Origin of the sequence: Streptomyces sp. CB02414, from assembly GCF_001905385.1 — a bacterium.
Lineage (GTDB): Bacteria > Actinomycetota > Actinomycetes > Streptomycetales > Streptomycetaceae > Streptomyces.
Genome location: NZ_LIPF01000010.1, coordinates 375,634 through 396,532, shown reverse-complemented (window position 1 = coordinate 396,532; position 20,899 = coordinate 375,634). Strand labels below are relative to the sequence as shown.

Annotated in this window: 23 protein-coding genes; 11 read left to right on the top strand and 12 right to left on the bottom strand. The window is 73.6% G+C overall.

The genetic code is table 11. The features are described 5' to 3' along the window. Positions 1-128: 128 nt before the first annotated feature. Positions 129-332: a DUF5999 family protein gene (locus AMK11_RS31155; protein WP_073731449.1), complete on the bottom strand. Its 204-nt coding sequence runs from the start codon at positions 330-332 to the stop codon at positions 129-131. A 276-nt stretch (positions 333-608) separates the two neighbouring features. Then, the gene (locus AMK11_RS31150) at positions 609-1,193 is read right to left on the bottom strand and encodes a hypothetical protein (protein WP_073731448.1); all 585 of its coding nucleotides are present in this window, start codon (positions 1,191-1,193) and stop codon (positions 609-611) included. A 547-nt stretch (positions 1,194-1,740) separates the two neighbouring features. Here AMK11_RS31150 and AMK11_RS31145 point away from each other — a divergent pair. Together AMK11_RS31145 and AMK11_RS31140 are read left to right on the top strand one after the other, a co-directional pair. Next, on the top strand, positions 1,741-3,258 hold the full coding sequence (locus tag AMK11_RS31145; protein ID WP_073731447.1) for a glutamate-cysteine ligase family protein: 1,518 nt from the start codon (positions 1,741-1,743) through the stop codon (positions 3,256-3,258). Between the two features lie 79 nt (positions 3,259-3,337). Continuing rightward, a complete protein-coding gene (locus AMK11_RS31140) occupies positions 3,338-4,165 on the top strand; it encodes a CPBP family intramembrane glutamic endopeptidase (protein WP_073731446.1) in 828 nt (275 codons plus the stop codon). A 46-nt stretch (positions 4,166-4,211) separates the two neighbouring features. Here the strand turns inward: AMK11_RS31140 and AMK11_RS31135 are convergent, their stop codons facing one another. After that, positions 4,212-5,021 carry a PhzF family phenazine biosynthesis protein gene (locus AMK11_RS31135; protein WP_073731445.1) on the bottom strand — a complete coding sequence of 270 codons (810 nt, stop codon included), beginning with the start codon at positions 5,019-5,021 and terminating at the stop codon, positions 4,212-4,214. Between the two features lie 148 nt (positions 5,022-5,169). On the opposite strand from AMK11_RS31135, the gene AMK11_RS31130 reads away from it, so the two are divergent. Next, positions 5,170-5,823: a PadR family transcriptional regulator gene (locus tag AMK11_RS31130; protein WP_073731488.1), complete on the top strand. Its 654-nt coding sequence runs from the start codon at positions 5,170-5,172 to the stop codon at positions 5,821-5,823. Between the two features lie 68 nt (positions 5,824-5,891). Here AMK11_RS31130 and AMK11_RS37110 read toward each other — a convergent pair whose 3' ends face one another. Then, positions 5,892-6,080: a hypothetical protein gene (locus AMK11_RS37110; protein ID WP_198941504.1), complete on the bottom strand. Its 189-nt coding sequence runs from the start codon at positions 6,078-6,080 to the stop codon at positions 5,892-5,894. 199 nt (positions 6,081-6,279) lie between these two features. Here AMK11_RS37110 and AMK11_RS31125 point away from each other — a divergent pair, with 199 nt between their 5' ends. From AMK11_RS31125 to AMK11_RS31115, 3 genes are all read left to right on the top strand, one after another. After that, positions 6,280-6,822: a Clp protease N-terminal domain-containing protein gene (locus AMK11_RS31125; RefSeq protein ID WP_073731444.1), complete on the top strand. Its 543-nt coding sequence runs from the start codon at positions 6,280-6,282 to the stop codon at positions 6,820-6,822. A 46-nt stretch (positions 6,823-6,868) separates the two neighbouring features. Beyond that, entirely contained in the window at positions 6,869-7,873 is a 1,005-nt protein-coding gene (locus tag AMK11_RS31120; RefSeq protein ID WP_073731443.1) for an EamA family transporter, read from the top strand. A 186-nt stretch (positions 7,874-8,059) separates the two neighbouring features. Further along, the gene (locus AMK11_RS31115; RefSeq protein ID WP_073731442.1) at positions 8,060-9,004 is read left to right on the top strand and encodes a DMT family transporter; all 945 of its coding nucleotides are present in this window, start codon (positions 8,060-8,062) and stop codon (positions 9,002-9,004) included. Between the two features lie 39 nt (positions 9,005-9,043). On the opposite strand, the gene AMK11_RS31110 is transcribed toward AMK11_RS31115, so the two are convergent. Then, positions 9,044-9,745 carry a pyridoxamine 5'-phosphate oxidase family protein gene (locus AMK11_RS31110; RefSeq protein ID WP_073731441.1) on the bottom strand — a complete coding sequence of 234 codons (702 nt, stop codon included), beginning with the start codon at positions 9,743-9,745 and terminating at the stop codon, positions 9,044-9,046. Positions 9,746-9,780: 35 nt separating this feature from the next. Between AMK11_RS31110 and AMK11_RS31105 the strand changes: the two genes are divergently transcribed. Then, positions 9,781-11,118 (top strand): aminotransferase class I/II-fold pyridoxal phosphate-dependent enzyme, encoded by a 1,338-nt coding sequence (locus tag AMK11_RS31105; RefSeq protein ID WP_073731440.1) that lies wholly within the window; start codon positions 9,781-9,783, stop codon positions 11,116-11,118. 71 nt (positions 11,119-11,189) lie between these two features. On the opposite strand, the gene AMK11_RS31100 is transcribed toward AMK11_RS31105, so the two are convergent. Beyond that, positions 11,190-12,191, bottom strand: a complete 1,002-nt coding sequence (locus AMK11_RS31100) for a DMT family transporter (protein WP_073731439.1) — start codon at positions 12,189-12,191, stop codon at positions 11,190-11,192. Between the two features lie 74 nt (positions 12,192-12,265). On the opposite strand from AMK11_RS31100, the gene AMK11_RS31095 reads away from it, so the two are divergent. Further along, complete coding sequence (locus AMK11_RS31095) at positions 12,266-13,168, top strand: LysR family transcriptional regulator (RefSeq protein WP_073731438.1); 903 nt, start codon at positions 12,266-12,268, stop codon at positions 13,166-13,168. Between the two features lie 17 nt (positions 13,169-13,185). Here the strand turns inward: AMK11_RS31095 and AMK11_RS31090 are convergent, their stop codons facing one another. Both AMK11_RS31090 and AMK11_RS31085 read right to left on the bottom strand, forming a co-directional pair. Next, on the bottom strand, positions 13,186-13,653 hold the full coding sequence (locus AMK11_RS31090; RefSeq protein WP_073731437.1) for a pyridoxamine 5'-phosphate oxidase family protein: 468 nt from the start codon (positions 13,651-13,653) through the stop codon (positions 13,186-13,188). After that, entirely contained in the window at positions 13,650-14,120 is a 471-nt protein-coding gene (locus AMK11_RS31085) for a Rieske (2Fe-2S) protein (RefSeq protein ID WP_073731436.1), read from the bottom strand. Before AMK11_RS31085 ends, AMK11_RS31090 begins: the two co-directional genes overlap by 4 nt. A 75-nt stretch (positions 14,121-14,195) precedes the next feature. Between AMK11_RS31085 and AMK11_RS39025 the strand changes: the two genes are divergently transcribed. Further along, a complete protein-coding gene (locus tag AMK11_RS39025) occupies positions 14,196-14,543 on the top strand; it encodes an SDR family oxidoreductase (protein ID WP_079187800.1) in 348 nt (115 codons plus the stop codon). 52 nt (positions 14,544-14,595) lie between these two features. On the opposite strand, the gene AMK11_RS31075 is transcribed toward AMK11_RS39025, so the two are convergent. From AMK11_RS31075 to AMK11_RS31060, 4 genes are read right to left on the bottom strand one after another with little or no spacing between them, the layout of a single operon-like run. Continuing rightward, complete coding sequence (locus tag AMK11_RS31075; protein WP_073731435.1) at positions 14,596-15,276, bottom strand: ATP-binding cassette domain-containing protein; 681 nt, start codon at positions 15,274-15,276, stop codon at positions 14,596-14,598. Then, a complete protein-coding gene (locus AMK11_RS31070) occupies positions 15,273-16,232 on the bottom strand; it encodes an ABC transporter ATP-binding protein (RefSeq protein ID WP_073731434.1) in 960 nt (319 codons plus the stop codon). Before AMK11_RS31070 ends, AMK11_RS31075 begins: the two co-directional genes overlap by 4 nt. Continuing rightward, the gene (locus AMK11_RS31065; protein ID WP_073731433.1) at positions 16,201-17,967 is read right to left on the bottom strand and encodes an ABC transporter permease subunit; all 1,767 of its coding nucleotides are present in this window, start codon (positions 17,965-17,967) and stop codon (positions 16,201-16,203) included. Before AMK11_RS31065 ends, AMK11_RS31070 begins: the two co-directional genes overlap by 32 nt. Then, the gene (locus tag AMK11_RS31060; protein WP_073731432.1) at positions 17,964-19,451 is read right to left on the bottom strand and encodes an ABC transporter substrate-binding protein; all 1,488 of its coding nucleotides are present in this window, start codon (positions 19,449-19,451) and stop codon (positions 17,964-17,966) included. The genes AMK11_RS31065 and AMK11_RS31060 overlap by 4 nt, the downstream gene beginning before the upstream one ends. Positions 19,452-19,749: 298 nt before the next feature. Here AMK11_RS31060 and AMK11_RS31055 point away from each other — a divergent pair, with 298 nt between their 5' ends. Both AMK11_RS31055 and AMK11_RS31050 read left to right on the top strand, forming a co-directional pair. Then, positions 19,750-20,511 carry a HipA family kinase gene (locus tag AMK11_RS31055; protein WP_073731431.1) on the top strand — a complete coding sequence of 254 codons (762 nt, stop codon included), beginning with the start codon at positions 19,750-19,752 and terminating at the stop codon, positions 20,509-20,511. Further along, positions 20,508-20,891 carry a DUF3037 domain-containing protein gene (locus tag AMK11_RS31050; protein WP_073731430.1) on the top strand — a complete coding sequence of 128 codons (384 nt, stop codon included), beginning with the start codon at positions 20,508-20,510 and terminating at the stop codon, positions 20,889-20,891. The genes AMK11_RS31055 and AMK11_RS31050 overlap by 4 nt, the downstream gene beginning before the upstream one ends. The last annotated feature ends 8 nt before the right edge of the window (positions 20,892-20,899 follow it).

Sequence of the window (20,899 nt, the reverse complement as noted above, 5' to 3'; positions counted from 1 at the left end):
CCGGCGTCGTAGTGACTGCGCCGAGTGACCGGCTCCGGACGCGCGTCGGGGCCGGTACGCGGGTGACGTGTCCGCGGGCCGGCCCCGTGTTCACCGGGCACAGTGGTGCCGTACTGCCCGGCCGGTGTTCAGGCGGCGGTCATCAGTCCCGCACCGACGGGGCGGTGCGGCGCGATGATCCGGCCGTCCGGCAGGAGCTCACCGGTGTCCTCGAAGAGGACGACACCGTTGCACAGCAGGCTCCAACCCTGCTCCGGGTGGTGCGCCACGAGGCGGGCGGATTCCCGGTCGGCGGAGTCGGCTGACGGGCACGGTGGCTGGTGCTGACACATGAGTGGGGTCTCTCGGTCTGTCGTGATGGGTGAGTGCGCTGTGTTGTCTGTCCCGCGGCGTGAAACGTCGTTCATGGCCGCCCCCCGTTGTTCCGGTCGGTCCGAACCCAGTGTTGCCCCACGGGCGTCGATCCGCAGGGATTTCGCGGTACCGCTTCTCACAGGTTGATGACGCGTCACCCGCGCGGACGGTTCATTCCAACTGCACTGTCCCTTCGGGTGGTTCTGCATGGCCGAAAGGGGCTAGTCCGCGCGGGTGCGAGGGAGACGTCGGGGTCAGGCGGGGGAGCGCAGCAGCCGGGTCGGCGTCACCCGGTGCGTGAGGACCGGCAGGAGGTCGGCGACCCGGTGCGGCCGGTGGGCCGCGATGCCGGGAGGCGCCGGCGCCAGCGGCACCAGCAGGTCGGTGGCCGCGGGGTGTCCGGCGGCGGCGTCCGCGGTGGTGTCGCCGTGCAGCCAGAGCGTCAGCATGTACAGCCCGGGTACCGACAGCAGGCGCGGCTGGCAGGCCTGGGGTACCGACTCGGCCTGGCGCAGCGCGCGCTCGGTCGAGGTGACGTAGGGGCCTTCGAAGAAGTGCGAGAACGCCCAGCCGTCGGGCGTCAGCATGGTCTCCGCCGCCGCCACGGCCCGGTCGCCGCACCGGATGAGGAAGCGCCACCCGGTCAGCCGGGTCGCCGTCACGCCCTCCGCGGTGATCCGGTCCAGGACGTGCACGGGCAGGGGCAGTTCGGGTGTGGCGGGTCCCTGAGCGCCGAGCAGGGAGGGTGTCCGGGCCTCACGGACCGCGGTCGGAGAGGAGAGGGCGGTGAGAACGGAACGCAGGGCGGGCGCGGGGGCCGGGGAGACATGCAGGGGCATGACGGTTCGCCTCTCATTCGAAGGCACGGTGGCGCGAGGGCGGGGCGGACGACGCTGTCGGCTCACGGGGCTGGGAAGGCAGGGGCCGGGTCCGGGAACCGAGAAGTGGGTGGGACCTGCCGCGCCTCGACTCGGCGGCAGGATCCATCGACCGTGGGCGCCGGTCAACTGCCTTGTCCGCGGAGTTTATACGACATGCGTTCAGACTGTGTTTCCGCTAGTCGATTCCGGGAACCCGTTCAAGCCTGCATTCGGCCGTCGATATGCGGGAATTCTCCGGATTCCGGACCGGACGTACGGCGGTGACCTCGGGAAATGCTCACCGAGCGGTCGGCCAATTGTCGTCGGCGTTTTTCACGAGTTGCCGCACCGGGAAACTGCTGGAGGCGCCATGCCCGGTGAATGTGCCACCGGTCACAGCGGCACAGCGTAGCGGGTGGCGGGCCGGTACGGAGACGTTATCGATCGCTTCGGCTGGGCATCATCCATCCTGACCGGTCACCGGCGGCCGGATCTTTGACGCACCGCTCCGAGAAGGGACGCCTCCATGGGGGAGAAGGTCGTGGCAGGTCAGTTCGACCTGTCCGATCGCCAGCGCTACCGCGAGAAGCTCCAGCGGTGCCTGACGGGCCTGGAGCGACTCCTGGCGGAGAAGAGGTTCGACCGCCCGAAGAACCTGATGGGGCTGGAGATCGAATTGAATCTCGTCGGTACCGACGGGATGCCGAAAATGTTGAATGCGCAAGTCTTGGAACGCATCGCCAGTCGTGACTTCCAGACAGAACTCGCCATGTTCAACCTGGAAGTCAACATCGCTCCCCACCGGCTGGGCGGCCGGGTATTCGACCGCCTCGCCGAGGAGATCCGTACGTCGTTGGCATATGCGGACCGCAAGGCCGGGGAGGTCGACGCGGGAATCGCGATGATCGGTATTCTGCCGACGCTGGACCGCGACGACCTGGTCTCGTCCAATCTCTCCGCCGTCGACCGCTACGCCTTGCTCAACGAGCAGATCGTGGCCGCCCGCGGCGAGGACTTCACCCTCGACATCGAGGGGGTGGAGCGCCTGACGTGCACCTCGAAGTCCATCGCCCCCGAGGCCGCCTGCACCTCGGTGCAACTGCACCTCCAGGTCACCCCGGACCGCTTCGCGGCCGTGTGGAACGCCGCCCAGGCGGTCACCGCCGCACAGATCGCCGTCGGAGCCAACGCGCCCTTCCTGTTCGGCCGCGAGCTGTGGCGCGAGTCGCGCCCCCCGCTGTTCCAGCAGTCCACGGACACCCGGCCGCCCGAGCTGCAGGCCCAGGGCGTCCGCCCGCGCACCTGGTTCGGCGAGCGGTGGGTGACCTCGGCGTACGACCTGTTCGAGGAGAACCGGCGCTACTTCCCGGCCCTGCTCCCGATCTGCGACGACGAGGACCCGCTGGAGGTCCTGGACGCGGGCGGCGTGCCCTCCCTCTCCGAACTCGTCCTGCACAACGGCACCGTCTACCGCTGGAACCGGCCCGTCTACGACATCGCCGACGGCGTCCCGCACCTGCGCGTGGAGAACCGCGTCCTGCCCGCCGGGCCCACCGTCACCGACGTCATCGCCAACGCGGCCTTCTACTACGGCGTCGTGCGCGCGCTCGCCGAGGAGCCCCGGCCGCTGTGGCACCGGCTGCCCTTCGAGGCCGCCGCCGCCAACTTCGAGGCCGCGTGCCGGCACGGCATCGAGGCCCGCTTCGAGTGGCCCCGGCGCGGGCGGCTGGGCGGCACCACCGAGGTCGACGCCGCCGTCCTCGTCCGCGACGAACTGCTGCCGCTCGCCGAGGCCGGTCTGGACGCGTGGGGCGTCGAGCCCGCCGACCGCGACCTGTATCTCGGTGTGATCGAGGAGCGGTGCCGGCGCCGGGTCAACGGCGCGTCCTGGCAGGCGGCCACCTTCCACCGGGCGCTGGAGGCCGGCCTGTCCCGGGAGGAGGCGCTGGCCGCCACGACCCGCCGCTACGTCGAGCTGATGCGCGAGGGCGACCCCGTGCACCGGTGGCCGGTCGGACTGCCGGAACCCGCGCCGGCCGGCTGAGCCCACCGGCCGTACCCCGCCGCGCCCCGCCTCATACTGATCGGGCAAGCTGTGACGTCCCAGCTGGAGGCAGGTGTGCATGGCGGAGGCGGGCCCGGTGGACGATTCGTTCCCTCACAAGCCAGTTCCGGGGGAGCCCGCTCCTCAGGAGGGGCTCTCACGACGAACGTTGCGTGACGAGACGCTGCTCGTCCTGGCGCTCTCGCTCGGCGCGAGCGGGGTGTCCGCCCTCATCAGCTTCGTCGGCTCGGTCACCCGCCCCGGCGGGCTCAAGGACCAGGCGGCCACCCTCAACGCCTCCGCCGCACCCGGCCGTCCCTGGCTGGATCTCGCCTGGCAGCTCTTCGGCATCACCACGGCGCTCGTCCCGGTCGCCCTCGTCGCCCACTTCCTGCTGCGCGAAGGGCGCGGTCTGCGCACCCTGGGCTTCGACCGCACCCGCCCGTGGCCGGACCTGGGCCGGGGGGCCGTGATCGCGGCGGTCATCGGCAGTACCGGCATCGCCTTCTACCTGGCCGCCCGGGGACTCGGCTTCAACCTCACCGTGGTCCCCGAGGCCCTGCCGGACGTCTGGTGGAAGTACCCCGTACTGGTCCTCTCGGCGGTGCAGAACTCCGTCCTGGAGGAGGTCATCGTCGTCGGCTACCTGCTGCGCCGGCTCGACCAGCTCGGCTGGAGTCCGGCCGCGTCACTGGCGGCCAGTTCGGTGCTGCGCGGGTCGTACCACCTCTACCAGGGCATCGGCGGCTTCATCGGCAACATGGTGATGGGCGTGGTGTTCGTGTACCTCTACCGCCGGTGGGGCCGCGTGGGCCCGCTGGTGGTGGCGCACTCGCTGCTCGACATCGGTGCCTTCGTGGGCTACGCGCTGCTGGCCGGGAAGGTGGACTGGCTGCCGACGGCCTGAAGGTGAGGAGGGGGCCGGGGCGACCGTGCCCGCCCCCTCCGCCGCGTCACGCCAGCAGCTCGCCCTCGATCACCGTCACCGCGCGGCCGCCCAGCAGCGTGCGCTCGCCGCGCAGCTCCGTGCGGACCCGGCCGGAGCGGGGCGAGGCCTGGAGCCCGGTGAGGTCCGGGCGTCCGAGGCGCCGGGACCAGTAGGGGGCGAGGGCCGTGTGGGCGCTGCCGGTGACCGGGTCCTCGTCGATGCCGACGTTCGGGAAGAAGCACCGGGAGACGTAGTCGTAGCCGCGGGAGGGATCCTCCGCGCGGGCGGTGGCGATGATGCCGCGCTCGGAGTGCGCGGCCAGGGCCTTGTGGTCCGGAGTCAGACCGCGGACGGTCTTCTCGTCGGCCACTTCGACCAGCAGGTCCCCGAGGTTGGGCCCGGTGTCGAGGACCGCGCGGGGCTCGGTGCCCAGGGCTTCGGCGACCCCCGCCGGGGCGTCGACCGGGGTGAGTGGCGCGGTCGGGAAGTCCAGGGTGATCGAGCCGTCCTCGCCCGGTGACGCGACGAGGACCCCGCTGCGCGTGGCGAACCGCACCGGGCCCTCGTGGGCGCCCGTGGTGCGCAGGACGTGTGCCGTGGCGAGCGTCGCGTGGCCGCACATCGCCACCTCGGTGGCCGGCGTGAACCAGCGCAAGGCCCAGTCGGCCTCGCCGCCCTCGGGCAGTCGGTGGGCGAAGGCGGTCTCGGCGTGGTTGACCTCCAGGGCGACCTTCTGGAGCCGGTCGTCGTCCGGGAAGGCGTCGAGGAGCAGGACCCCCGCGGGGTTGCCGGCGAAGGCGCGGTCGGTGAAGGCGTCGACGATTCGGATGCGCATGCCCCGACGCTAGACGCCTGCCGAAGCCGCGGACCAAGGCCAATCCGCAAGTTCTGGACCGGTGCTTGCCAGTCGATATGTTCCGATATATCGTTGAGGCATCGCGAATAGTTCGCGACAGATCAACGACTGAATGGGAGTGATCGCCATGCGTAAGCACGGATACGAGCACGGACACGGCGGACACGGACACGGCCGCGGTTTCGGCGGCCCCGGAGGCTTCGAGGGACACGACGGCCGCCGTGCCGCCTTCGGTCCCTTCGGCCCGGGCGGTCCCGGCGGAGGTCCCGGCGGCCCCTTCGGGCCCGGGTTCGGTCACGGAGGCCCCTGGGGCGGCCGGGGCCGCGGCGGACCCAGGGGCAGGGCCCGGCGCGGAGACGTACGGGCGTCGATCCTGGCCCTGCTGAAGGACCGCCCGATGCACGGCTACGAGATGATCCAGGAGATCGCCGAGCGCAGCGGCGGGGCGTGGAAGCCCAGCCCCGGCTCGGTGTACCCGACCCTCCAGCTGCTGGAGGACGAGGGTCTGATCGCCAGCGAGAGCGAGGGCGGCAAGAAGCTCTTCGCGCTCACCGAGGCCGGCCGCGCCGCTGCGGAGGAAGGCCCCGAGGCCCCCTGGGAGGAAGCTTCGCGGGGTGTCGACTGGGAGGCGCTGAGTGAGATCCGGCAGGCCGGCTTCGGGCTGCTGGAGGCCTTCGGCCAGGTCTGGAAGACCGGCAGCAAGGAGCAGCGGGAGAAGGCGCTCGCCGTCATCGGCGACGCCCGCAAGAAGCTGTACCTGATCCTCGCCGACGAGGACTGATCACCGCACCTCCCCTGCCCCCGTGCCCCGCGGAGCGATCCGCGGGGCACGGGGCTGTGCGGGCGTGTTCAGCCGACCCGCCGTATCACCGCCGCGTCGAAGAGATCCCACGCGCGCGGGAAGGCGCTCTCGTCGTGGCAGTGCCACGCCTCCCAGAACAGGTCGGCGAGCAGCGCCTCCTCAGGGGCGTACACCCGGTAGACGTACTGCCTGCCGTCGACGGCGGGCAGGGCCACGAGCCAGCAGCTGCTCCTCATACCCCTGTTGGACCCGCGACGGTACGCTTCGGTTGCCCGGGAAGGCGCGCGGCAAGGCGGCGCGCGCCCGGCAGGGCGAAACGGCTTGATCTCATCCGTAAGGAGGAGATTCAGGCCGGGTGGGTCCACTCTGCGTGGGACGCCGAAATGCTTCCCGTCGGGGATGCCCCCGTCTCCCGGGACTGGTGAGCTGGGGGATGTGCAACACCGTATCCCCCGGCAGTCGGCCGGTGAGCAAGCCGTCCGGCCACCGGACGGCACCGACGCCGATGTCCGGTTCACCCCGGAACTGGCGTCGGTGGTCTCGGGCGCCCGCCGCAGGGCGGTGCGGGACGGCGACCGGCAGATCGACACGGCCCACCTGCTGCACTCCCTCCTGGAGTACGACCCCGAGGCACGCGCCGTCCTCGGCGAGGGCCCGCAGCTCGCCCGGCTGCTCGGCTACCTCGTGCAGCGCAGCATCGGCTACGGCCTGCGCTGGCAGAGCACCGTGGAGGACTCCGGCACGGTACCCGTGGTGAGCGGGGTCGCCGGCTTCTCGCCGCTGGCCGCCGCCGCCATGGAGGACGCCCGCGTGCGCGCCGCCCGGCGCGGGGCGGACCGGGCCCGCGGCGTCGACCTGCTCGCCGCCCTCGTGGCCGACCCGCAGGCGCGCGCCGTCGAGGTGCTCGGCCGCGCTGCCGTCGAACCGCGCACGGTGCTCGCCCGGGTGTCGGACCATCTGGGCACGTCCAGCCGGTGAGACAGGTGCCATTGGGGGTGACGCTCATGTCGTCCCCTGTCATCATGTGCCGGTGCATACGTCTGACAGCGCCCGCGGCAGCAGCGGGAAGGGAGCCGGACTCGGGCTCGCGCTCGCGTCCGCCGTCGCCTTCGGCGGGTCCGGGGTCGCGGCCAAGCCGCTGATCGAGGCGGGACTCGACCCGCTCCACGTGGTCTGGCTGCGGGTGGCCGGCGCGGCCCTGGTGATGCTGCCGCTCGCCGTGCGCCACCGCGCCCTGCTGCGCAGCCGTCCGGCGCTGCTCGCCGGGTTCGGACTGTTCGCCGTGGCCGGGGTCCAGGCCTGCTACTTCGCGGCGATCTCCCGCATCCCCGTGGGCGTCGCGCTGCTCGTCGAGTACCTGGCGCCCGCCCTGGTGCTCGGCTGGGTGCGGTTCGTGCAGCGACGGCCGGTGACGCGGGCCGCGGCGCTCGGGGTGGTCCTCGCGGTCGGCGGCCTCGCCTGCGTCGTGGAGGTCTGGTCCGGGCTGCGCTTCGACGCCCTCGGGCTGCTGCTCGCGCTCGGCGCCGCCTGCTGCCAGGTCGGCTACTTCGTCCTGTCCGACCAGGGCAGCGACGCCGGCGACGAGGCGCCCGATCCGCTCGGCGTCATCGCCTACGGGCTGCTCGTCGGTGCGGCCGTGCTCACCGTGGTGGCCCGGCCCTGGTCGATGGACTGGTCGGTCCTCGGGGACACCGCCCCCATGGACGGCACCCCCGTCGCCGCGTCCCTGCTGCTGGCCTGGATCGTGTTCATCGCCACGGTCCTCGCCTACGTCACCGGCGTGGTCGCCGTGCGCCGGCTGTCGCCGCAGGTCGCCGGCGTCGTGGCCTGCCTCGAAGCGGTCGTCGCCACCGTGCTGGCCTGGGTGCTGCTCGGCGAGCACCTCTCCGCCCCGCAGATCGCCGGCGGCGTCGTCGTCCTGGTGGGCGCCTTCATCGCCCAGTCGTCCACGCCCGCGAAGGGCTCCGCCGACCCGGTGGCGAGCGGCGGGCCGGAACGGGAGTTGTCGGGCCGGGGGACGGCGACCTAGAGTGCGGATCATGCATTCCGACGCACTCGTCCTTCCGCCTCCGGCCGCCTGAGGCGGGCCCCTTGACCAGCCCGGTGCGCTGTCGCCGGGCCGGACGGTGCTGCCCGCAGACGCAGTCCCCGCGCCCCCGGTCGTTCCGGGGCCGCTCAGAACTCCCGCGCCACGTGCGCGTCTGCGGAGAGAAACGTGTCGAATGCCGTTGCCGGCCTGCCCGTCGGGCGTGGCCTCCTTTATCTGATCGTCGCCGGTGTCGCCTGGGGCACCGCCGGCGCCGCCGCCTCGCTGGTCTACCGGGCCAGCGACATGGGGCCCGTCGCCCTGTCGTTCTGGCGGTGCGCGATCGGGCTGCTCCTGCTGCTCGCCGCCCGCCCGTTGAGCCCCCGCCGCGAGCGCACCGCCGTGCGCGAGCCGTTCACCCGCAAGGCCCTGCGCGCCGTCGTCACCGGCGTCGGCCTCGCGGTGTTCCAGACCGCCTATTTCGCCGCGGTGCAGTCCACCGGCCTCGCGGTGGCCACCGTCGTCACGCTCGGCGCCGGCCCGGTGCTGATCGCGCTCGGAGCGCGTCTCGCCCTCGGGGAACACCTGGGCCTGGGCGGAGTCGCGGCCGTGGCCGGGGCCCTCGCCGGACTGGTGGTCCTCGTCCTCGGCGGCGGAGGAACCACCGTGCGGCTGTCCGGGCTGCTCCTCGCCCTGCTGTCCGCGGCCGGGTACTCGGTGATGACCTTGCTCACCCGCTGGTGGGGACGCGACGGCGGCGCGGACGCGGCCAGTACGTCCGTCGGCGCGTTCGCCGTGACGAGCCTGTGCCTGCTGCCGCTCGCCCTGGCGGAGGGCCTGGTGCCGCACACCGCGGACCCGGTCCGGCTGGTGTGGCTCCTGGTGTACGTCGCGGCCGTGCCGACCGCCCTGGCCTACGGGCTCTACTTCGCCGGCGCGGCCGTCGTCCGGTCCGCCACCGTCTCCGTGATCATGCTCCTCGAGCCGGTCAGCGCGGCGGCGCTCGCCGTCCTGCTGCTCGGTGAGCACCTCACCGCGGCGACCCTGGCCGGCACGCTGCTGATGCTCGGCTCGGTGGCGGGGCTCGCGGTGGCGGAGACCCGGGCGGCGAGGACGCGACCGGCGCCCGCGTGACGTCGGGGCCCTGGTAGGGAGCCCCGCCGAGGGGCCTCCCTACTGCCCGGCCGGAGCCGCGAGATACTCCGGCAGCCCGGTGCCGGGGTCCAGGCCGGGGTCGGCGACCGGGGCGTCATAACCCTTGCGCAGCGGGACGAGGCCGGCCCAGTGCGGGAGGGCGAGGTCCTCGGGCTCGTCGTTCACGCCGCCGGTGCGGAGCTTGGCGGAGACCTCGTTCAGGTCGAGGCGGATCACGGCGGTGGCGGCCAGCTCCTTCTTGTTGGCCGGCCGGGAGTCCCGGGAGCGGCCGGGCACGACGTGGTCGACCAGGGCGTCCAGGGCCGTGCGCTTCTCCTCCGGGTCCGTCACGTCGTACGCGGTGCCGTGCACCACCACCGACCGGTAGTTCATCGAGTGGTGGAAAGCCGAGCGGGCCAGCACGAGCGCGTCCACGTGCGTCACCGTCAGGCAGACCGGCAGCCCCGGGTCGGCCGCGCCCGTCATCCGCAGCGGGCGCGAGCCCGTCGAACCGTGCACGTAGAGCCGCTCGCCGACCCGGCCGTAGAGCGTCGGCAGCACCACCGGGGCGCCGTCGCGGACGAAGCCCAGATGGCAGACGTAGCCCTCGTCGAGTATCGAGTGCACCAGCTCCTTGTCGTAGGAGGCCCGCTCGGGGGAGCGGGTCGGGACGGTGCGGTCGGTGGGCGGGTAGGCGGTACCGGGCTGCGACGGTGTGTGCGTCCGCGTGGACCCCTGCATGGCGCTCTCCATTGCACTAGTGCATAATTGGCTTTGTGCTAGGAGAGTATCGGATCACTGGACGGGGCGCAGCGGAGATTTCCGCGAGTGTCGAGCGCGCGGTGGCCTCCGGGGAGCTGGAGCCGGGGCAATCGCTGCCGCCGATGCGGGAGTTGGCCGAGCGCCTGGGCGTGAACCCGAACACCGTCGCCGCCGCCTACCGCACCCTGCGCGAGCGCGGGGTAATCGAGACGGCCGGGCGCCGGGGCAGCAGGGTGCGCGCGAAGCCGGCCACCACCGGACGCGAGTTCATCCGGGTCGATGTGCCGCAGGGCGTGCGGGACGTCTCCGAAGGCAACCCGGACCCGGCGCTGCTGCCCGCGCTGGGCCCGGCGTTCGCCGCGGCGGCGGCGCAGGGCGACCGGGAGCCGGTGCTGTACGGAAGCTCGCCCGTGGAGGCGGACCTGGTGCGCCTCGCGCGTGCCGAACTCGACGCCGACGGGGTGCCGGACGGGCCCGTGGCCGTCACGTCCGGATCGCTGGACGCCATGGAGCGGGTCCTGGCGACCCACCTCAGGCCGGGCGACGCCGTCGCCGTCGAGGACCCGGGCTGGGGCAGCCTCCTCGACCTGGTCCCGGCGCTCGGCCTGCGCACGGTCGCCGTCGGCGTCGACGACGAGGGGCCGCTGACCGGCGACGTGCGCCGCGTCCTGGCGGCCGGCGCGCGCGCCCTGGTCGTCACGGACCGCGCGCAGAACCCGACGGGCGCCGCGCTGAGCGCCGCACGCGCGCGGGACCTGCGTGCCGTACTGCGTCAGCACCCGGAGACACTGCTGATCGAGGACGACCACGGCCACCGCATCGTCGACCTGCCCCTGCACCCCCTCGCCGGTACGACGCGCCACTGGGCCTTCGTCCGCTCCGCCGCCAAGGCCTACGGACCCGATCTGCGCCTCGCCGTGCTCACCGGGGACACCGTCACGCTGGACCGGGTGCGCGGCCGGCAGCGGCTGGGCCCCGGCTGGGTCAGCCGCGTCACCCAGCGTGCCGTGGCCCGGCTGTGGGCGGACGGCTCGGTGGACACACCGGCCGTGGCGGCGGCGTACGGACGGCGCAGGGAGGCGCTGCTCGGTGCGCTCGCCGACCGGGGGATCACCGCGTACGGGCGCAGCGGCATGAACGTATGGGTCCCGGTGCCGGACGAGACCGGCGCCGTCGCCCGGCTGCTGCAGGCCGGGTGGGCCGTCGCCCCCGGCGCCCGCTTCCGCATGGGCGCGCCGCCCGCTGTCCGCATCACCGTCTCCACACTGGGGGAGGGGGACGTCGGTCCGCTGGCGGACGCGGTCGCGTCGGCGGTGGGGCCGGGGCCGGGGTGGCTGCGCAGCCAGGTCTGAGGCGGGCGGTCGCTCGTTCCGTCCGGGGCCGGCCGCCGTCCTGGCCCGCCGGTACCGCCGTCTGCCGCCGCTCAGGCAGCCGACGCCCCTTGGCGTTCTCGCGTCCGCCCGGCCCGCTCACCGGTGGCCGCGGACTCCGTCGGCCCTTCACCGGTGTCCGCGGCCTTCCTCGGCCGTGCCTGGGTCAGGGCTGCGCCCGCCAGGACGATCACCGCGCCGACCGGCGTCGACCAGGACAGGGACTCGCCGAGGAGCACGACACCCGCGGCCGTGGCGATGACGGGCGTGAAGTACGTGACCATCTGGGCCGTCGTCGGGCCGACCTCGGCGACCAGGTCGTACTGGATCAGGAAGGCGAGCCCGGTGCCGAGGGTGCCGAGCGCCGCGACCGCCAGCAGCGGCACGACCGGGAAGCTGGTGGGCATGGAGGTGAACAGCGGTGTCACGACGGCCAGTTGCAGCGTGGCCAGACCCAGCTGGGCGCCGGTCAGCGAGAGGTGGGAGTGGCTGGAGCCGGCCAGCGTGCGGCGGACGTAGATCCAGCCGACCGGATAGCTGAGCGAGGCCAGCAGCGCCAGCGCGGTGCCCGTGACGTCCAGGCCGTGGAAGCCCTGCCAGACCCCCAGCACCGTCAGGACGCCGAGGAAGCCGATGCCGAGGCCCGCCACCCGGCGCCGGGTCGGCCGGTCCTCCGACAGGGCGACCAGCGACAGGGCCATGCCCCACAGTGGCGAGGTCGCGTTGCAGATGCCCGCCAGGGACGACGGAATGGTGAGCTCCGAGAACGCGAACAGGGAGAACGGCAGCGCGTTCAGCAGGAAGCCGGCGACCGCCAGATGCACCCAGGTCCACACCCCTCGCGGCAGCCGCTCCCGCTTCACCGCCATCGCCACCGCCACCACCGCGGCACCGGACACCAGCCGCCCCAGCGTGACCTGGAAGGGGGCGAAGGCCTCGGTCCCCACCTTCATGAAGAGGAAACTGAAGCCCCAGACGAGGGAAAGGAGCCCGAAGCGCAGCCGCCAATCGAAGGCGCGCCGGACCGCGGGAGAGGAAGTAGCACCGCTGCTCATGCGGTCAACGATGGGGCAGTCGTCCTCGTAGCACAATCGAGATTTCGCACCCGATATCTCGTAGCATTGCTTATATGTTGAACCTGGAGCGCCTGCGCACCCTCGACGCCCTGGCCCGGCACGGGTCGGTGAGCGGCGCCGCCGCCGGTCTGCACATCACCACCTCCGCCGTCTCCCAGCAGATGGCCAAGCTGGAGCGCGAGGCCGGACAGCGACTGCTCGCCAAGAACGGACGCGGTGTACGGCTCACGGACGCGGGCCGGCTGCTCGCCGAGCACGCGGCCCGCATCCTCTCCCAGGTCGAGCTGGCCCAGGCCGACCTGGAGGCGCAGCGCGGGCAGGTGGCGGGCGAGCTGCGGATCGCGGCGTTCCCGACGGCCGCCCGCGGACTCTTCCCCGCAGCCCTGGCCGCCCTGCGCGCCGAGCACGCCGCGCTGCGCATCCGCTCCTGCGAGCTGGAGCCGGAGCGCGGCGTCAGCGGCGTGGTGCGTGGTGACCTGGACCTGGCCGTCGTGCTCGACTGGTACAACAAGCCGATGCCGCTGCCCGACGGCCTGGTCAAGGCGCCGCTCCTGGACGACCCGGCCGACGTGGCCCTGCCCGCCGGCCACCGGCTCGCGGGCCGGGACGAGGTGGACCTCGCCGAGTTCGCCGAGGACGAGTGGATCACGTGGGGGGAGGGCGAGTTCTGCCACGAGTGGCTGATGTTCACGCTGCGCTCCAAGGGCATCGAGCCGATCATCGGCCACCGCGCCGCCGAGACCCACACCCAGCTCGGCCTGGTCGCCGCGGGGCTCGGCGTGTGCATCGCCCCGCTGCTCGGCCGTCACCCGATGCCTCAGGGAGTCCTCACCGTGCCGCTCAGGCAGCGGGTGCGCCGGCACGTGTATGTGGTCTGGCGCGCGGACGCCGACCGCCGCCCGTCGATCCGGGCGGCGGTCCAGGCGCTGCGGGCGGCGGCGGGACGGCTCGGCTGACGGGCCCCGCGGGGCGCCTACCGGGACGCCAGCTTGCGGAAGTCCCAGGAGACGACCTTCTCGGGCGTCAGCCGCAGCCAGGCGTGTCGGCCGTCGTGCGGCATCTCCTCCAGACGGAAGTTCTTGCGGGCGAACAGCGTCTCCGGGAAGTCGAGTTCGGCGCACAGCTCGCCCGTGCGCGGCGCCTCGCCCACGAAGTCCACCCGGCCGGACAGCTCCGCGCCCCGCAACTCGTCGTACTCCTCGCCGGTGTCGACCACGATCGCCACCCTGGGGTCGCGCCGCAGGTCCGCCCAGCGGCGGCTGCGGACCACCGAGTACAGCCACATGGAGGAGCCGTCCCAGACGAACCAGAGCGTGCTCACGTGCGGGGCGCCGTCGGCCGACGCCGTGGCCACGCGGCAGGTGCGCTGGGTGGTGAGGAAGGCGTCCAGTTCGCCGGGCGTCATCATGATCTTCCGGCCCCGGCGCTGGGTGACGGTCATCCGGCCAGCCGGATCGAGTCCCCGCTGACCGTGATCTGTACGGCCGGCAGCGGTTTGGGCGCCGGACCGCCCTGCACGCTGCCGTCGGTGATCGAGAAGTTGCTGTTGTGGCAGGGGCAGTTGATGACGCCGTCGGACACGCTCTTCACGGCGCACCCCTGGTGCGTGCAGGTGGCGGAGAACGCCTTGAACTCGCCCGCCGTCGGCTGCGTGACCACCACCTTCTGGTCGGCGAAGACCTTCCCGCCGCCCTCGGGGATGTCCGCGGTGGCCGCCAGCGCGGCTCCGGCGTCCTCGCCGCCCGCGCCCTCGGAGGCGGGCGGCGCGGCGGCGGCGCCGCTGTCGTCCGACGCGGCGTCGTCGGAGCCGGAGCACGCGGTCAGCGCGACGGCGAGCCCCGCCGCTCCGGCCGCCGCCACGACGGTACGACGGGCCGGTCCTGCGGGGTGGAACGGTGCGCTGGTCATGCTGGGGTTCCTTCCGGGGTGGACGCGTGATGATCTGCCGAGAGGTACGGCCCCGGGACACATGCTGTTCAGACCGTGCCGAGATGCTGTCGCGCCGGCGGTCGGACGGGCGTAAAACACGGCTGTCGTTTCGCTGTCGGCCCTTCCCGCCCACGGTCCGGTCAAGCCTGCCCGGCACCGGCGACGCTCGCGCTCACCGCGACGTGCCGTCGTCCGGCGGACGGGTGTCCGTCCCGCCGGAGCGGACCCACGCACGTCCCTCCAACTGCTCGAAGCCGTGGTCGAACCCGAGTGCCGCTGGGCCGTTTCGGCGACCCCGATGGGGACGTCGCCCCCATCGTCGCCTTCCTCGCGAGCGACGACGCGAGGTACCTGACCGGGCGGACGGTGATGACCGACGGCGGGTCCGTGAAGCTGCGCTGAACGGCGTGCACGGGCGTGGGCGCCGCGCCCGGCGTGGTTCTCCTGGCGGACGTCAGGCGTGGACGGCGCGTCCGTCCCGCATCTCGACCACCCGGTCCGTGAAGTGCCGTACCACCGCCCGGTCGTGGCAGATGAACAGGTAGGCAAGGCCCAGGTCGTCCTGCAGGTCGGAGAGCAGGTTCAGCACGCCGGCCCGCACGGAGGCGTCGAGCGCCGACACCGGCTCGTCGAGGACGAGCAGTCGCGGTCGGGACGCCAGGGCGCGGGCGATCCCGGCCCGCTGGCACTGGCCACCGGAGAGTTCGTGCGGGCGCCGGTCCCCGTACGAGGGGTCGAGGCCGACCCGGTCGAGCAGTTCGGCCACGCGGGCGGGACCGGCGACCCGGTCCCAGGTGCCCTGGACCTTGAGCGGCTCGGCCACCGCGTCGCGGATGCGGTGGCGGGGGCTCAGGGAGCCGTACGGGTCCTGGAAGACGGGCTGCATGCGCGGGCGCAGCGGGCGCAGTTCCCGTTCCGTCAGCGTCGTCAGCTCCCGGCCCTCGAAACGGACCTCCCCGCCATCGGGCCGGCGCAGTTGGAGCACCGCGAACGCCGTGGAGGACTTTCCGCAGCCCGAAGGGCCGTCGAGGGCGAGGGTCTCACCGGCGTCCAGCGTGAACGAGAGACGGTCCACGGCGGTCACCGAGCCGTAGCGGACGACGAGGTCGCGTACGTCCAGAAGAGGGCTGTTCACACGAACTCCCCGAGAGGGTCGGACAGGTCATCGGCGTGATGGCAGGCGACCAGGTGTCCGTCCACGGCCCGCGCCTCGGGTTCGTGGTCGCGGCACGGGGCCGTGGCCAGGGGGCAGCGCGGTGCGAAGGCGCAGCCCGGCCCGAGGGCGTCCGGTGCGGGCGGGGTGCCCGGGAGTGCCGGCAGCCGGCGGCGCCGGGGGCCGTCCTGCGGGAGCGAGGCCAGCAGGCCCGCCGTGTAGGGGGCGCGCGGGCGGCCGAGGACCCGCCCGGCCGGGCCGACTTCGGCCGCCCGGCCCGCGTACATCACCAGAACGCGGTCCGCGTGTTCCCGTACGACCTCCAGGTCATGGGTGACGAGCACCAGCGCGGCACCGACCGCCTCGCGCTGCTCGGCGAGGACCCGCAGCACCTGCTCGCGGCGCTCCTCGTCCAGCGCGGTGGTCGGTTCGTCGGCGACGACGACGTCGGGCTCGTTGACCGTCGCCATGGCGATCACCGCGCGCTGCCGCATGCCGCCCGAGTACTCGTGCGGGTAGGCCCGCGCCCGGCGCGCGGCGTCCGGGATGCCGACCCGGTCCAGCGCCGCCACGGCAAGGGCGCGCGCCCGGCCACGGGACAGGCCCCGGACCGACCGTACGGCGGCGGCGAGCTGGTCGCCGACCGGGTGGACGGGGGAGAGGGCGGACAGGGCGTCCTGCGGAACGAGGGTGATCCCGCGCCCGCGTTCGGCGGCGAGGTCGGTGGAGCCCCGCAACCGCACGCTGCCGCCGGTCGTCGCGCCCCGCGGCACCATGCCGAGCAGCGCCCGGGCGGTGAGGGACTTGCCCGCGCCCGACTCTCCGACGACGGCGAACACCTCACGTTCCCGTACGTCGAAGGACAGTCCGCGGACCGCCTCGACGGGGCCGAACGCGACCCGCAGGTCACGCACCGACAGCAGTGCGTCGGACGACATGAGTGGTCTCCTTCCGTACAGGGCGGCCGGTGGCGCGCCGGGCTCCTCGGCCCCGCGCGTACGCCGCCCCCGACACGGCCAGACCCGCCAGCAGAGCCAGGGCCAGGGCCGGGGCGAGGGCGGCCCAGGGGGCGCGTTCGATGTAGGCGCGGGATTCGTCGAGGAGGAGCCCCCACTCGGGAGTGGGCGGCTGGGCGCCCAGGCCCAGGAAGCCGAGGGAGGCGAGGGCGAGAGCGATGCCGGGCAGTCGCAGCAGGGCGTGGCGTGCGACCGGCGCCGCGACGGACGGCAGGACGTGCCGGGTGAGGATCCACAGCGGCGGTGCACCGATGGCGCGTTGGGCGGTCAGGAACGCCGACGCCCGCACCTCCTGCACCAGCGCCGCAGCGTGCGCCGCCAGGGGCGGCCAGGAGATCAGCGCGACGGCGAGGGCGGCGCCGCCGGTGCCGGGACCGGCCGCCGCCGCGACCAGGATGCCGACGATCACGGGCGGCAGCGCGTTGGCGATGTCCGCCGCGCCCGCCGCGACGCCGGGCAGGAAGCCCAGCGCCAGCCCGGCCAGCAGACTCAGCAGGCAGACGGCCGCCGCCGTGCCGACCGTCGAGGCGGCCCCGTGCCCGAGCCGGGCCAGTACGTCACGGCCGAGCCCGTCGGTGCCCAGCGGGTACGCCCACGAGGGCGACGCCAGCCGGGCCGTGGTGTCCACCGCGTACGGGTCGCGCAGCAGGCCCCAGCCGATCGCCGTCAGCAGTACGGCGGCGAGGAGGGCCGGGATCGCCGGGTGTGCCCGGACCGGACGGGCCGGGGGCAGCGCGAGCCCGGCGTCGCGCAGGGCCGGGCCCAGCAGCCGGCGCCGTACGAGGGCGGCCAGCGCGCCGGTGACCAGACCCAGGGCGAGCAGGGCGAGGACCGAACCCTGGAGCAGCGGCAGGTCCTGCGACTTGGCCGCGCCCAGCGCCGTACGCCCGATGCCGGGCACCGCGAACACGGCCTCCACCGCGACCGCGCCGCCCGTCAGGCCGACGGCGACCATCCCGAACTGCGGGACCAGCGGCGGAAGTACCCGGCGCAGCGCGGCGGCCGAGATCCGGGTACGGCTCACGCCCGCGCTCCGCCACAGCTCCACCCACCGTTCGTCCAGCACGGCGGGCAGCGCGTCCGCGACGAGCCGGCCGAGCAGGCCGCCCGCCGGGACGCCGAGCGCGAGGGCCGGCAGGACCATGTACTCGGGTCCCTGCCAGCCGGACGTCGGCAGCCACCCCAGCCACACTCCGCACACCAGCAGCGCCACGGTGGCCAGGAGGAACTCGGGCACGGCGGCGGCCATGGCGGCGAACGCCCCGGCCGACTCCCGCCCCCGCACCAGTACGGGGGACACCAGCGCCACGGCCAGCAGCACCGCCACGGTCAGCGCGGCGGCCATCAGGCCCAGCGACACCTGGAGTCCGGAGACGACCGACGGCAGGATGTCCGTCCCCGACACCCACGAGGTGCCGAGGTCGCCACGGACCAGCCCGGCCGCCCAGTCGCCGAGCAGGGAGAGCGGTCCGGCGTCCAGCCCCAGGTCCCGGCGGATCGCGGACAGCGCCTCTTCGGTCGGCTCCTGTTCGGCGGACCGGGCGCGCAGCACGGTCAGGGCCGGGTCCCGGCCGGAGAGCCAGGGCAGCAGGCCGACGGCGGCCAGCACGGCGAGCAGGGAGACGGCGCGGGTCACCCCCGCTGCGGACGGCCTCACTTGACGTGCGTGTCGAGCGTGACCAGCTCCCGCTCGCGCGGGTCGTGGGCCGCGCCGACCACGTCGGCTGCGTCACCCTGGATCACGCGCTCGTGGAGCATCGGCACGGCCGCGTCGGTGGCGAGCACGGCGGCCTCGGCGTCGACGACCGCCCGTCGGCGGGCGTCACCGGTCGGCGTCGCACCCGCCTTGTGCAGGGCCTTGTCCACGGCCGGGTCGGCGAGCTGGGAGATGTTGAAGGAACCGTCGGAGGCGAAGTCGCTGTAGAGGTACGCGGCCGGGTCACCGGAGTCGAGCACGGTGGCCCGGGAGAGGATGAACGCGTCGAACGCGCCTGCCAGGGCGTCGGACTCGATGTTGGCGTACTCGCGGACCTCCAGCTTCACCTGGAAACCGGCCTTCTTCAGCTGCTGTTGCAGCGCGGCGGCCACCTCGGGCAGTTCCGCCCGGTCCGTGAACGTGCCGATCGTGATGGTCCGGCCGTCCGGGTCGCCCGCCTCCGCGCGCCGCACCGGCTCGCGCAGGCCGGACGCCCACGGCAACGCGGGCCCGAGCAGTCCCTCCGCCACGTCCGCCCTGCCCTCGTACACGCCCTTCACGATCGACTCGGCGTCGATGGCCTCCCGGGCCGCGGCCCGCAGCGAGGGGTCCTTGAAGGCGCCCTTCTCCGTGTTGAGGTACAGGGTGTTGGTACGCGGCATCGGGACTTCGGTGATCAGCTCCTCGTCCAGCAGCGCGGCCTGCGAGACGGGCACCGCCTCGACTATGTCGGCCTCGCCGCTGCGCAGGGCGGCGGCGCGGGCGGTGCCGTCCGGTACGAACGTCACGTCGATGCCGGGAGCCTTGGCCGTGCCGCCCCAGTAGTCGTCGTAGCGGTCGAGGGCGGCGGAGGACGTGCCGTTGACCTCGGTCAGCTCGAAGGGGCCGGTGCCGGCGCCGACCGGGTTCACCGTCTTCCCCCGGTACGCCTTCGCCGCGAGGATCGACAACTGCGGGGAGCTGAGCCGCTGCGGGACCAAGGGGTCTTCCTCGGCGGTGGTGACGACCACGGTGCCGGCGTCCCCGGCCTTCACGGTCAGCTCGACGCCGTCGAGGATGCGGGGCTTGGGGGAGGCGCCCGCGGCCCGGGTGAGGGAGCGGACCACGGCCTCGGCGGTCAGGTCCGTGCCGTCGTGGAAGGTGACGCCCTCGCGGAGGGTGAAGGTCCAGCTCCGGCCGGACTGATTCCACCCGGTGGCGAGCGCGGGCTCGGCGTTGCCGTCCGCGTCCAGCTTCACGAGCGTCTCCGCCGTCGACCAACGCGACAGCTTGAAGGCGTCGTCGGAGAGCGGGGACAGGCCCGAACGAGGCGGTTGCATCATCGCGACGCGGACGCGCTCGCCCGCGTCGGCGCCGGTGGCCTCCGTGGACGCGAAGCATCCGGTGAGCAGTGCGGAGGCGGCGAGTGCCGCCGGGAGAGGCAGGAGACGGGCAGGGACGCGCACGGGGTCACTCCGGGGAAAGGGCCGGTCAATGGTTGAGTGTGGAACGACCGTAGCATGATGACAATCATTTTCATTGGCCCGGCGTCGGGCGGGCCGGCGGCCGGGGTGTCCAGGCGGTGATGCGGCGGTGATGGCGGACGCCCGACGGGGGCGTTCCGCGTCGACGATCACACTCGGTTACTATGCACGCGCCTCGTCCGTGCGATTCCGTCCGACGGAAACGGTCATGGGTATGGGCATGGGCACCCCAGGAGGCGGCCATGGAAAGCAAGGCCACTAAGACAGGTTGGCTTCGGGAATGTTGAGAAATGTCACCGCCACCCGCTACATCGCCCCCCTGCGTGAAGGCGGCTCGCTGCCCGGGCTGATCGAGGCCGACGACCTCGACACCTACGTCCTGAAGTTCACCGGCGCCGGGCAGGGACGCAAGACGCTCGTCGCCGAGGTGGTCTGCGGGGAACTCGCCCGCCGGCTGGGCTTCCGGGTGCCGCGGCTGGTGACGGTCGGCCTCGACCCCGTGCTCGGGCTCGGCGAACCCGACCAGCAGGTGCAGGAACTGCTCAAGTCGAGCGGCGGCACCAACCTCGGCATGGACTTCCTCTCCGGTGCCCTCGGCTTCGACCCGCTCGCCTTCGAGGCCGGCTCCGAGGAAGCCGGCCGGATCGTGTGGTTCGACGCGCTGGTCAACAACGTCGACCGGTCCTGGCGCAACCCCAACCTGCTGCGGTGGCAGGGCGAGGTCTGGCTGGTCGACCACGGCGCGACCATGATCTGGCACCACAACTGGCCCGGCGCCGAGGCCTCCGCCGCCCGGCCCTACGACGCCTCGGACCACGCCCTCGCCCGCTTCGCCCCGGACATCCGCTCGGCCGCCGACGCGCTGGCACCGCTGGTCACCGAGGAACTCCTCGCCGAGGTCACCGCTGAGATCCCGGACGTCTGGCTGCTGGACGAACCCGGTTTCGCGTCCCCCGACGACCTGCGCCGCGCCTACGCACGGCCCCTGATCGAGCGGGCCGCGACCATCCACGAGCGCATCAGGACCGAGGGGGACCGGTGAGCGACCGCCACGTCTACGAGTACGCGCTGCTGCGCGTCGTCCCCCGCGTCGAGCGCGGGGAGTGCGCCAACGCCGGAGTGCTCGTCTACTGCCGGGCCAGGTCCTACGTCGGTGTCCGCACCCACCTCGACGAGAACCGGCTGCTGGCCCTCGACCCGCACGTGGACCTCCCCGGCGTCCGCGCCGCGCTCCGTGCCGTCGAGGGCGTCTGCGCCGGCGGGGACGCGGCGGGACAGGCGGCCGGCGACGACCCGGGGCGCCGTTTCCGCTGGCTGATCGCGCCCCGTTCCACGATCGTCCAGCCCGGCCCCGTCCACACCGGCCTCACCGGCGATCCGGCGGCCGAGACGGAACGGCTCCTCGAACTGCTGGTGCGGTAGGCGGTCCG

Bases quoted from the DNA above. Each gene is read 5' to 3' on its own strand.
- AMK11_RS31135 (WP_073731445.1), bottom strand. From the start codon at position 5,021: ATGCGCATCCGAATCGTCGACGCCTTCACCGACCGCGCCTTCGCCGGC.
- AMK11_RS31145 (WP_073731447.1), top strand. From the start codon at position 1,741: ATGGGGGAGAAGGTCGTGGCAGGTCAGTTCGACCTGTCCGATCGCCAG.
- AMK11_RS31110 (WP_073731441.1), bottom strand. From the start codon at position 9,745: ATGCAGGGGTCCACGCGGACGCACACACCGTCGCAGCCCGGTACCGCC.
- AMK11_RS31055 (WP_073731431.1), top strand. From the start codon at position 19,750: ATGTTGAGAAATGTCACCGCCACCCGCTACATCGCCCCCCTGCGTGAA.
- AMK11_RS31155 (WP_073731449.1), bottom strand. From the start codon at position 332: ATGTGTCAGCACCAGCCACCGTGCCCGTCAGCCGACTCCGCCGACCGG.
- AMK11_RS31070 (WP_073731434.1), bottom strand. From the start codon at position 16,232: ATGTCGTCCGACGCACTGCTGTCGGTGCGTGACCTGCGGGTCGCGTTC.
- AMK11_RS31095 (WP_073731438.1), top strand. From the start codon at position 12,266: ATGTTGAACCTGGAGCGCCTGCGCACCCTCGACGCCCTGGCCCGGCAC.
- AMK11_RS31085 (WP_073731436.1), bottom strand. From the start codon at position 14,120: ATGACCAGCGCACCGTTCCACCCCGCAGGACCGGCCCGTCGTACCGTC.
- AMK11_RS31130 (WP_073731488.1), top strand. From the start codon at position 5,170: ATGCGTAAGCACGGATACGAGCACGGACACGGCGGACACGGACACGGC.
- AMK11_RS31090 (WP_073731437.1), bottom strand. From the start codon at position 13,653: ATGACCGTCACCCAGCGCCGGGGCCGGAAGATCATGATGACGCCCGGC.
- AMK11_RS31100 (WP_073731439.1), bottom strand. From the start codon at position 12,191: ATGAGCAGCGGTGCTACTTCCTCTCCCGCGGTCCGGCGCGCCTTCGAT.
- AMK11_RS31150 (WP_073731448.1), bottom strand. From the start codon at position 1,193: ATGCCCCTGCATGTCTCCCCGGCCCCCGCGCCCGCCCTGCGTTCCGTT.
- AMK11_RS31140 (WP_073731446.1), top strand. From the start codon at position 3,338: ATGGCGGAGGCGGGCCCGGTGGACGATTCGTTCCCTCACAAGCCAGTT.
- AMK11_RS37110 (WP_198941504.1), bottom strand. From the start codon at position 6,080: ATGAGGAGCAGCTGCTGGCTCGTGGCCCTGCCCGCCGTCGACGGCAGG.